This is a genomic window from Shewanella waksmanii (assembly GCF_043643685.1).
Taxonomy (GTDB): domain Bacteria; phylum Pseudomonadota; class Gammaproteobacteria; order Enterobacterales; family Shewanellaceae; genus Shewanella; species Shewanella waksmanii_A.
Genome location: NZ_JBHZSN010000027.1, coordinates 1 through 9,090 on the forward strand (window position 1 = coordinate 1; position 9,090 = coordinate 9,090).

At 43.4% G+C, this 9,090-nt stretch carries 11 protein-coding genes; 6 read left to right on the plus strand and 5 right to left on the minus strand.

The features are described from left to right. Nucleotides 1-182: 182 nt before the first annotated feature. The 4 genes from ACHUFW_RS21655 to ACHUFW_RS21670 are packed head-to-tail and all read right to left on the minus strand — an operon-like array spanning nucleotide 183 to nucleotide 3,817. Nucleotides 183-791 (minus strand): TlpA disulfide reductase family protein, encoded by a 609-nt coding sequence (locus ACHUFW_RS21655; protein WP_394206037.1) that lies wholly within the window; start codon nucleotides 789-791, stop codon nucleotides 183-185. Continuing rightward, a complete protein-coding gene (gene nrfF / locus ACHUFW_RS21660) occupies nucleotides 781-1,263 on the minus strand; it encodes a heme lyase NrfEFG subunit NrfF (RefSeq protein WP_394206038.1) in 483 nt (160 codons plus the stop codon). The genes ACHUFW_RS21655 and nrfF overlap by 11 nt, the downstream gene beginning before the upstream one ends. Further along, a complete protein-coding gene (locus tag ACHUFW_RS21665; RefSeq protein ID WP_394206039.1) occupies nucleotides 1,263-1,820 on the minus strand; it encodes a DsbE family thiol:disulfide interchange protein in 558 nt (185 codons plus the stop codon). Before ACHUFW_RS21665 ends, nrfF begins: the two co-directional genes overlap by 1 nt. 17 nt (nucleotides 1,821-1,837) lie before the next feature. Further along, the gene (locus tag ACHUFW_RS21670) at nucleotides 1,838-3,817 is read right to left on the minus strand and encodes a heme lyase CcmF/NrfE family subunit (protein WP_394206041.1); all 1,980 of its coding nucleotides are present in this window, start codon (nucleotides 3,815-3,817) and stop codon (nucleotides 1,838-1,840) included. A gap of 408 nt (nucleotides 3,818-4,225) precedes the next feature. Between ACHUFW_RS21670 and ccmI the strand changes: the two genes are divergently transcribed. Further along, the gene (gene ccmI / locus ACHUFW_RS21675; protein ID WP_394206043.1) at nucleotides 4,226-5,476 is read left to right on the plus strand and encodes a c-type cytochrome biogenesis protein CcmI; all 1,251 of its coding nucleotides are present in this window, start codon (nucleotides 4,226-4,228) and stop codon (nucleotides 5,474-5,476) included. A gap of 121 nt (nucleotides 5,477-5,597) precedes the next feature. On the opposite strand, the gene ACHUFW_RS21680 is transcribed toward ccmI, so the two are convergent. Next, the gene (locus ACHUFW_RS21680; protein ID WP_028774690.1) at nucleotides 5,598-5,891 is read right to left on the minus strand and encodes a c-type cytochrome; all 294 of its coding nucleotides are present in this window, start codon (nucleotides 5,889-5,891) and stop codon (nucleotides 5,598-5,600) included. Between the two features lie 334 nt (nucleotides 5,892-6,225). Here ACHUFW_RS21680 and ccmA point away from each other — a divergent pair, with 334 nt between their 5' ends. Genes ccmA through ccmE form a run of 5 tightly spaced genes read left to right on the plus strand, consistent with a single transcriptional unit; the run spans nucleotide 6,226 to nucleotide 9,004 of the window. Further along, the gene (gene ccmA / locus ACHUFW_RS21685) at nucleotides 6,226-6,873 is read left to right on the plus strand and encodes a cytochrome c biogenesis heme-transporting ATPase CcmA (RefSeq protein WP_394206045.1); all 648 of its coding nucleotides are present in this window, start codon (nucleotides 6,226-6,228) and stop codon (nucleotides 6,871-6,873) included. 10 nt (nucleotides 6,874-6,883) lie between these two features. Further along, nucleotides 6,884-7,570, plus strand: coding sequence for a heme exporter protein CcmB (gene ccmB, locus ACHUFW_RS21690; RefSeq protein WP_394206047.1), 687 nt, complete (start codon nucleotides 6,884-6,886; stop codon nucleotides 7,568-7,570). Between the two features lies 1 nt (nucleotide 7,571). Then, nucleotides 7,572-8,318, plus strand: a complete 747-nt coding sequence (locus ACHUFW_RS21695) for a heme ABC transporter permease (protein ID WP_394206049.1) — start codon at nucleotides 7,572-7,574, stop codon at nucleotides 8,316-8,318. Continuing rightward, nucleotides 8,319-8,519 carry a heme exporter protein CcmD gene (gene ccmD / locus ACHUFW_RS21700; RefSeq protein WP_394206050.1) on the plus strand — a complete coding sequence of 67 codons (201 nt, stop codon included), beginning with the start codon at nucleotides 8,319-8,321 and terminating at the stop codon, nucleotides 8,517-8,519. Then, complete coding sequence (gene ccmE / locus ACHUFW_RS21705) at nucleotides 8,516-9,004, plus strand: cytochrome c maturation protein CcmE (RefSeq protein ID WP_394206051.1); 489 nt, start codon at nucleotides 8,516-8,518, stop codon at nucleotides 9,002-9,004. Before ccmD ends, ccmE begins: the two co-directional genes overlap by 4 nt. Nucleotides 9,005-9,090 lie beyond the last annotated feature (86 nt).

The following is a 9,090-nucleotide window of genomic DNA, read 5'->3' on the forward strand; positions in this document are numbered from 1 at the left end:
GGTCTGTACATCGCTATGCAGCGCTGCTTGCCGTGTCAGTGGGAGCGCATTATAGGGAGCTGAAGTTTTTGTGCAAGGGCTTTTTGAAAGAAAATGACATTTTTATTGCTGAGCGTGCATTTATCAGACGAAACGCACAAAAAAGGGGCTAAAAGCCCCTTTTTATACTATTGAACTGCATTTTACTCTGCAGCAGACTTGGTCGCTAGCTGCTCTTGTTCAATGAAACTATTGATCAAGCTAACTGCTTTTTCATCATCCCAATCAACAAACGTTCGTACAAACGCCACCAGCTCGCCTTTGCCATTTAAGATAAACGTCGCAGGAATCGTATCTAATGGAAACACCTGTCCAAGTTGCTGGGTTTTATCATAGTAGGTATTAAACTCCGGCATACCCAATTTCTCTAGAAATGGCTTCACCTGCTCGGTGCCGTCCAAATCAATAGAAATAGGCAGTACTGCAAAGTCTTGCTGATCAAACTTCTTAGCAAAACGATCCAATGCCGGTAGCTCACGGACACAAGGTGGACACCAAGTTGCCCACATGTTGACCATGATGACCTGCCCGCGGTATTGACTGAAGTCAACGCTATTACCTGCACCATCCTTAAAAGGAACCACATCAATCGGATAGGGCTTAGGTAACACATTAATAAGATCAATGCTTGATTGAACTTCACCCTGAGCTTGCTTTTGCATACCTGGGTAAGCTTGCGCTACTGATGGGAGCATCATGATGCTCCCAATCAACATCGCACTAAGCAAACTCACAGATAGCTTACTCATCATTCTTTCTCTTAAGCAACTTGTCTAACTCTGCTTGATCAGCATCACTAATAGTGATGTTGTCAGTCACTGAGCCACGCTGCTTTCTCACAAGCATAAACACGAAGGCCAGCGCAAATAGCATTAGAATGATTGGACCTAACCAAAGCACCATGGTTTTAAATTCAAAACGCGGCTTATATAGGACGAAGTCACCATAACGGCTGGTCATAAACTCGATAATTTCAGCATCATTCTTACCGGCATCAACCATCTCGTAGACTTCCAAACGCAAGTCTTGCGCTACAGGAGAGTTTGAGTCGATCAAGTTTTGGTTCTGACACTGAGGGCAACGCAGTGAGTGTGCTAAATCAAGTGCACGCTTCTGATGCTCCATAGATTGAAATTCATAAGTATCAACTGGCGTTGCATGTGCTGACATGGTTAAAGCCAATGACAGCAGCATTACAGATAATAAAGCGAAAATCGCTCTCATTAGGATGCTCCTTCAGCTTTAGCTTCAGCTTGAAGCTCTTGAATCATTGGATACAAAGTATCGTTCCAAACACGCATATCAATTGGACCTGCATATCGGAATCGGATAATACCATTGTGATCAATTAAGTAACTTTCTGGTGCACCATATACCCCTAGGTCTAAACCTAAACGGCCATCATGATCAAAAATGTTCTTAGTATACGGATCACCTTCACGCTGAAGCTCTCGAATAGCCAAACGACGCTCATCACGATAGTTAATGCCATAGATTGGCACTAAGTTCTGCCTTGCAAAGCGCATCAAATAAGGGTGTTCATACTTACAAGATGGACACCAAGTTGCCCATACGTTAAGCAATGCAACTTTACCCTTAAGGCTTTCGTTGGTGATAATTTTACCACTATCTTCTAGGCTCTCGAGTTGGAAAGCCGGAACCGGCTTTCCTTCAAGGGCAGAGTCTAGCTTTTCCGGATTCAGGAATAAGCCCTTATAAAGGAATATCCCCATCACCAAGAACACTACGAGTGGTAAAAATAGTACTAACCTCTTCTTCATACTTGCCCCAATTCAAGTTATGCAGTTGCTAAATCCGCTTTTTTATCGTCTTTTTTGGCACCAGCAGTTGCCTTAGCACGACGATAACGTTTGTCTGATGCTGCGAAGAATCCACCCACCATCATAAAGATGCTACCAAACCAAATCCAACGAACGAATGGCTTGTAGTTCAAGCGAACAGCATATTCAGTACGGCTGATTGGATCACCCATTGTGATATATAAGTCGCGGAATAGTCCCCAATCAATACCCGCTTCCGTCATATCCATAGTGCGAACATTATACTGACGACGATCAGGTCTTAGCATGGTTACGAATTCGCCGTCACGTGTGACCTCAATTTGTCCCTGCTGAGCAGTATAGTTAGGGCCAACCACGTTTCTTGTTTCAATATAATTGAAGTTATAACCGGCCAACTCTTGTTGTACGCCAGGTCCCATACGCACACTACGTTCAATCGAGTAGTTAGATACCATTGTGGCACCTACAATAGAGACCGCGATACCGATATGGGCTATAATCATACCCATTTCACTACGGCCCAATCTCGCCAAGCTCACCGAACCATCTTTTCCTTGAAGGATGCTATATCCGGCTCGAAGCGTTGCGATGGTAACCCAAGTAGCAGTACCGATACCGAACATCACCCAAACATTAAACTGACCATCAGCTAAGAATGGCGCGGCAACACCGACGACTGTTGAGATAACAGCAGGCACCAGCAGTTTACTCTTCAATTCGCCTGGCTTAGCACGCTTCCAACGAATGTTTGGTCCAACACCCATAAACATGAATAGCACTAAAACAATCGGTACGAACACTGCGTTAAAGTATGGTGGGCCTACAGAGATTTTACCCATGTTAAGCGCATCAATAAGTAGCGGGTAAAGTGTACCAAGCAATACGGTACCGCAAGCTACAGTCAGTAGAATATTACAAACCAGTAGCATGGTTTCTCGAGACATCAACTCAAAGCGAGCTGGACTCTTCATTTCACTAGCCCTAAAGGCAAACAGTGTCAGCGAACCACCAATCGCTAAGCCGAGCAAGAGGAGAATGAACATACCTCGACTTGGATCTGCTGCGAACGAGTGAACTGATGTCAATACGCCCGAACGTACAATAAAGGTACCTAATAGGCTTAATGAGAATGCAAAGATTGAAAGCAGTACAGTCCAGTTACGGAAAGCAGCACGCTTCTCAGTAACAATCACAGAGTGCAGCAACGCAGTACCGATCAACCATGGCATGAATGAAGCGTTTTCAACTGGATCCCAGAACCACCAGCCGCCCCAACCTAGCTCATAGTATGCCCACCAAGAACCAAGAGAAATACCACCTGTTAGGAATACCCAAGCAGCTAGCGTCCAAGGACGACTCCAACGAGCCCAAGCTGAATCTAAACGTCCACCCATTAGCGCAGCAATAGCAAATGCAAAGCTAACCGCGAAACCTACATAACCTAGGTAAAGCATTGGTGGATGGAAGATCAAGCCAACATCTTGCAACATTGGGTTAAGGTCACGCCCCTCCATTGGAACAGGGAATAAACGCTCAAATGGACTAGAAGTTAGAATCATGAATAAGGTAAAGCCAATCGTGATCATGGCTAGTACCGCTAGGACTCGTGCGGTAAACACCTCTTCCAACCCTTTACTGAAATAGGCTACAGCTGCAGCCCAAACCGTTAAAGAGAATACCCAGAAGAGTAGTGAACCTTCGTGTCCACCCCAAACTGCAGCAATCTTGAAAAAGATTGGCAACTGAGAGTTAGAGTGATGGGCAACATACGCAACGGAGAAGTCATCTACCGCAAAACTGTAGCCTAATACAATCACTGATAAGAAAATAAAGAAGAACATGCCATAGCTTAATGGCCAAGCATATCTAACAAGATATTGGTCTTTACGAGCAACACCTATTAAAGGAACGGTCGCTAATAGGAAGGCAAAAGCCAAGCCTATTATCAATGAAAAGTGTCCTAATTCTGGGATCATGGGGTTTCCTCAGTCCTAATTATGGATTGATAGTTAATAAAGCTATCAACCCGCAAGCGTTTTCAATTTACACTGCTCAAAGTACAAATTTTAGGTCATTTTAGTATTTGCTATTGTATCTGTCTGCCCCTTTCGTACAAATATGGGTGACTTGTCTCATTCTTGAGGCATTGGTCATACATGTTACAAATGTTAAAAACAGACGATTTTAAGGTCTGACCCTTGAATGAAACTTAAGTTTCAGCTGTTTTTGCATTTTAAAATCGAACTGTGAACCAGTGCGCAACTATCAGGTTTTTAGGCAACTAAATCCTTATATTACTGTTCAATGAATAATCTTTCCGTATAATCTTGTATCCAGTCGTGCGGTGTGATCCGCTTTCAGTAACTAACTGTGAAAATGAAATAATGACTACTCTCTGGATTTTTATTGCACTATTTGTGATTGTCAGCTTAGCGCTGATTTGGGTTCCTCACCTTCGCCAGAAACATATGTTAAAGGCTGAAGAAGCAGGTGTACGTAAACAAACTAACTTAGAGCTTTTCGAAACTCGACTAGCTGTTTTAGAAAAAGAACTAGCTGATGAGCTACTAGACCAAGCCGAGTTCGACGCACTTAAGAAAGAACTTGAAATCAGCTTATTGCAAGACATGAAGCAAGGTAGTGAAGATGAAAGTCTTTCTACTGAAGGCAAGCCAAAATCGATTGTTTGGCCAAGTATCATGTCTGTCGTGGTAATTGCTTTATCTGCATACTTCTATAGCACATTAGGTGCCTATGCAGATTTAGACAAAGCAGTACCGGATAACCCGCATGCTGGTATGGATGCAAACCAGATTATGGATCAACGCATCCAAATGATGGAAGCCCAAGCCAAGTCAGAGCCGGAAAACAGCCAATTACAATTTAGCTTAGGTCATGCTTACATCTCAGCTAGTCGCTATCCAGAAGCTGTTAAAGCATTTGACCGTGCAATGGCGCTTGTTGGTACTCACGCTGAACTACTAGGCCCTAAAGCAACGGCACTTTATTACCAAGCTAATCAACAAATGACGCCACAAGTGCAGTCTCTTGTTGAGCAAGCATTGGAACTTGATCCTCAAGATCCTTCTACATTGTTGCTAGTTGGTATGGATGCCTTCTTTACTGCTGATTATGAAAAGGCCATTGGCGCATGGCAAACCATTCTAGATAGCGATCGCAACGATGTTGACCGCAGCGCGATTATGAATGCGATTGAAAGCGCTAAAATGCGTCTTCAAGGTGGCATGGGCGAAATGCCAAATGATGCTAACCATCAACAAGTAAAAGGCACGGCTAAAACTGTGACGGTTGAAGTGTCTTTGTCCGATGAACTAAAAGATAAAGTATCAGGCACTGATATCTTATTTATCTTCGCTCGCAATACTGAAGGGCCAAAAGTACCGCTAGCCGCGACTAAGATCGCAGCGACTGCGCTACCAACTGCTGTGACACTTGACGATACTACTAATATGGGCGGTAACGTTAAACTTAGCGATGCTAAATCGGTAGAGATCATTGCCGTACTTTCAAAGCATGGCAGCGTTAAGCCACAATCTGGCGACATTCAAGGAAAAGTCGACATGGTTGAAGTCGGTGGCACTACCCAGCTTGTTTTGGACACACAAGTTCAATAACGGTAAACAATATAAAAAGCCGACCTTAGGGTCGGCTTTTTTATGTCTATGGTTAACTCGCTATATCTAGAAAACAAAAAACCGGCACAATGGCCGGTTTTTCTGTAGGCAAAACGAGTTATTACTTAGACATAAACTCGATAGCGTTTTTGTAGTCTTCATCACTACAATCAGTACACATACCACCTGGAGGCATAGCGCCTTTACCAGATTTAACAGTCGCAACAAGCGTATCCATACCTTGTGCTAGACGTGGTTCCCATGCAGCTACATCATGTGATTTTGGTGCACCAGCTACACCCATGCTGTGACATACTTGGCAAGCCTTGGTATATACAGCTTCACCATCTTGAGCAGCTACGTTTGCTGACAAGGTTAGAGCAGCAACTGCTGTCATTGCTAACAGTTTTTTCATGTTTGATGTTCCTAATGCAAATACTAACAAAGCTCAACGCTGCCTTTAAATTATGAGGCAGACTAATTACTAGCCGCCATAGGATACAACAAACTTCAATTAATCTCACCTTTTTGTGATTAATATCGTGATTTTTCTATAGCTGTGACTTTAATAGCTGGTTGAAAATGCTACATTAGAAAAAGTTGAAAAAGTTCAATAGAAAGTGACAAAAGGTTCTCATTTTTGGAAGCACATCAAATTGCTGACACTAATCCTTAACCAAAGCTAAACCCTAAATGGGGATTATGTTAAGATCACTTGCGTTTAATAATGGCTTGAGATAGAGGGTTCAGTGGTAAATAAAAAAGCAGAGACACTGTTATCGGCCGACAACTTGACGTGTATCCGGGAAGAGCGCATTTTGTTCGATGAGCTAAGTTTCGATATCCAAGCCGGCGAAATCGTTCAAATTGAAGGGCCCAATGGCGCAGGGAAAACCAGTTTATTACGTATCTTAGCGGGCCTATCTCGCCCCTATGCAGGCCAAGTGCATTTCAAAGGCGAGGACATTACTCGCTGTCGAGACGAATTCAACGATGACTTACTTTACCTCGGTCACTTAGCAGGTGTTAAAAGTGAGTTAACTGCTGAGGAAAATCTTAACTTCAATTTAAGAATTAGCGGGTATGATGATTTTGATACGCGCGATATTCTGGCAAAGGTTAATTTGTCCGGCTTCGAAGAAGCTTTAGCAGGCCACTTATCTGCTGGTCAGCACCGCAGAACCGCGTTAGCAAGATTATGGAACACCAACTGTAAGTTATGGCTGCTAGATGAGCCTTTCACTGCAATCGATAAAAAAGGCGTCGAAGAGTTGGAACACCTATTTTTAGCTCATGCTAATAATGGCGGTTGCGTCATCATGACCACCCACCAAGATATGAGTATTATCGGTGATGATATTTTACGTAAAATCAAACTCGACTACCGTTTTATATAAGGTTGCATAGATGAAAAAAGGTCTCAGTTTCAGGCAAGCTTTTTTTACCCTATTAAAGCGCGACTTGCAGATTGCGGTGCGTCATAAAGGGGATATTTTCAATCCACTGCTGTTCTTCGTGTTAGTCGTTACCCTATTTCCACTGGGTATAGGACCAGAACCGCAAGTACTCTCGAGAGTTGCACCGGGCATTATTTGGGTTGCCGCCCTGCTCGCATCAATGCTTTCACTCGAGCGATTATTCAAAGCTGATTTTGTCGATGGCAGCTTAGAGCAGATGTTGCTTAGTCCACAACCTTTACCTTTAATGGTATTGGCTAAAGTACTCGCTCACTGGCTGCTTACCGGTGTGCCTTTAATCCTGGTCGCACCTTTATTAGCTGTTTTACTGCACTTAGAAGCAAACAGTTATGGTGCGCTGATTGCAACATTAGCACTCGGTACACCGGTTTTAAGTTTATTAGGTGCAATTGGTGTAGCGTTAACTGTAGGGTTACGTAAAGGCGGGGTATTATTAAGTCTGCTCATTTTGCCTTTATATATACCAGTACTAATTTTTGCGACTAGCGCGATTGACGCTGCTGGTCTGAATTTACCTTATTCTGGCCATCTCGCGATTATCGCAGCAATGTTGGTCGGTTCATTAACGTTAGCACCTTTTGCTATTGGTGCTTCATTAAGAGTGAGTACAAACTAATATGTGGAAATGGCTACATTCTTACGCTGACCCGCAACGCGCCTACAATCTAGCGGGTAAGTTGCTGCCTTGGTTTACCGTTGTTGCTTTAGGCATGATTGGTGTGGGTTCTATTTGGGGCTTATTATTTGCACCAGTAGATTATCAACAAGGTGACAGCTATCGCATCATCTTTATTCATGTACCTGCAGCCTCTATGTCTATGTCTGCCTATATGGCGATGGCGACATCAGCCTTCATCGGTTTAGTATGGCAAATTAAAGCCGCTGACTGGGCTGCCGCTGCAATTGCACCGGTTGGTGCGGTTCTCACCTTCATCGCACTTATCACCGGTGCCACTTGGGGTAAGCCAATGTGGGGAACTTGGTGGGTTTGGGATGCACGTTTGACATCAGAGTTGGTGCTACTATTCCTATACTTAGGTGTTATTTCACTCTATGCCGCGTTTGAAGATAAAGTACTGGCAGCTCGTGCAGCAGGTATCTTAGCGATTGTTGGTGTCATTAATATCCCAATCATTAAGTACTCTGTTGAATGGTGGAACTCGTTACATCAGCCAGCAACAATCAGAATTACTGAAGAATCAACCATGCCAATGGAAATGCTTGCACCGCTACTAATCAATATTTTAGGTTTTGGTGTAATGATTGGCGCTATCACTCTGGTCCGTTTCAGAGCCGAAATTCTCGCCAGAAACGGAATGAGACCTTGGGTACGTGAACTTGCTAAGGCTGAAGGAGTCAAATAAATGCAGTTTGAGTCATTTGCGGAATTTATTGATATGGGCGGCTATGCTTTTTATGTATGGCTTGCATATGGCATCTCTTTCTTCTCTCTTGGTACACTGATTTTCTTCAGTGCGCGCCAAAAAAAGAAAGTACTAGCTGAGATTGCCAAGAAAATTCAACGTGAAGAGCGTTTAAAAGAGAATCGGAGTAACAAACAGTGAACAACAGACGAAAGAAACGACTAGCTTTGGCTTCAGCCTTAATAGGCGGCGTAGCAGCAATTGCTTCATTACTGTTATACGCACTAAATTCTAACCTAAACTTGTTCTATACCCCGACAGAGATCGTCCATGGTAAAAAGGACACAGGTGTTAAACCTGAAGCTGGACAACGCATTCGAATTGGCGGCATGGTAACAGAAGGATCGGTTGTTCGTGATCCCAATAGCTTACACATCGAGTTTGCTGTACATGATGCTGGCGGTGGTGAAGTGATTGTGACTTATGACGATCTTTTACCGGATCTATTCCGTGAAGGACAAGGTATAGTGGCTCAAGGTATCCTTACTGAGGACGGTAAGTTAGAAGCCACCGAAGTACTAGCTCGACACGACGAAAACTATATGCCACCTGAAGTTGCTGAAGCGATGGGACAAAGTCACCAACAGCTTGAATATTCAGACGACCAAAAGTCTGGTAGTTACTAACTGGTAGCCCTGACTAGTCCTGAAATAGGTTGACACTTTTTTCAGTTTAAAACGCTCGATGAACTTCATCGGGCGTTTTGTATTTT

What these genes read in the sequence shown, in the direction of transcription:
- ACHUFW_RS21655 (WP_394206037.1), bottom strand. Translation starts at nt 791, where the DNA reads ATGATGAGTAAGCTATCTGTGAGTTTGCTTAGTGCGATGTTGATTGGG.
- nrfF (WP_394206038.1), bottom strand. Translation starts at nt 1,263, where the DNA reads ATGAGAGCGATTTTCGCTTTATTATCTGTAATGCTGCTGTCATTGGCT.
- ACHUFW_RS21665 (WP_394206039.1), bottom strand. Translation starts at nt 1,820, where the DNA reads ATGAAGAAGAGGTTAGTACTATTTTTACCACTCGTAGTGTTCTTGGTG.
- ACHUFW_RS21670 (WP_394206041.1), bottom strand. Translation starts at nt 3,817, where the DNA reads ATGATCCCAGAATTAGGACACTTTTCATTGATAATAGGCTTGGCTTTT.
- ccmI (WP_394206043.1), top strand. Translation starts at nt 4,226, where the DNA reads ATGACTACTCTCTGGATTTTTATTGCACTATTTGTGATTGTCAGCTTA.
- ACHUFW_RS21680 (WP_028774690.1), bottom strand. Translation starts at nt 5,891, where the DNA reads ATGAAAAAACTGTTAGCAATGACAGCAGTTGCTGCTCTAACCTTGTCA.
- ccmB (WP_394206047.1), top strand. Translation starts at nt 6,884, where the DNA reads ATGAAAAAAGGTCTCAGTTTCAGGCAAGCTTTTTTTACCCTATTAAAG.
- ACHUFW_RS21695 (WP_394206049.1), top strand. Translation starts at nt 7,572, where the DNA reads ATGTGGAAATGGCTACATTCTTACGCTGACCCGCAACGCGCCTACAAT.
- ccmD (WP_394206050.1), top strand. Translation starts at nt 8,319, where the DNA reads ATGCAGTTTGAGTCATTTGCGGAATTTATTGATATGGGCGGCTATGCT.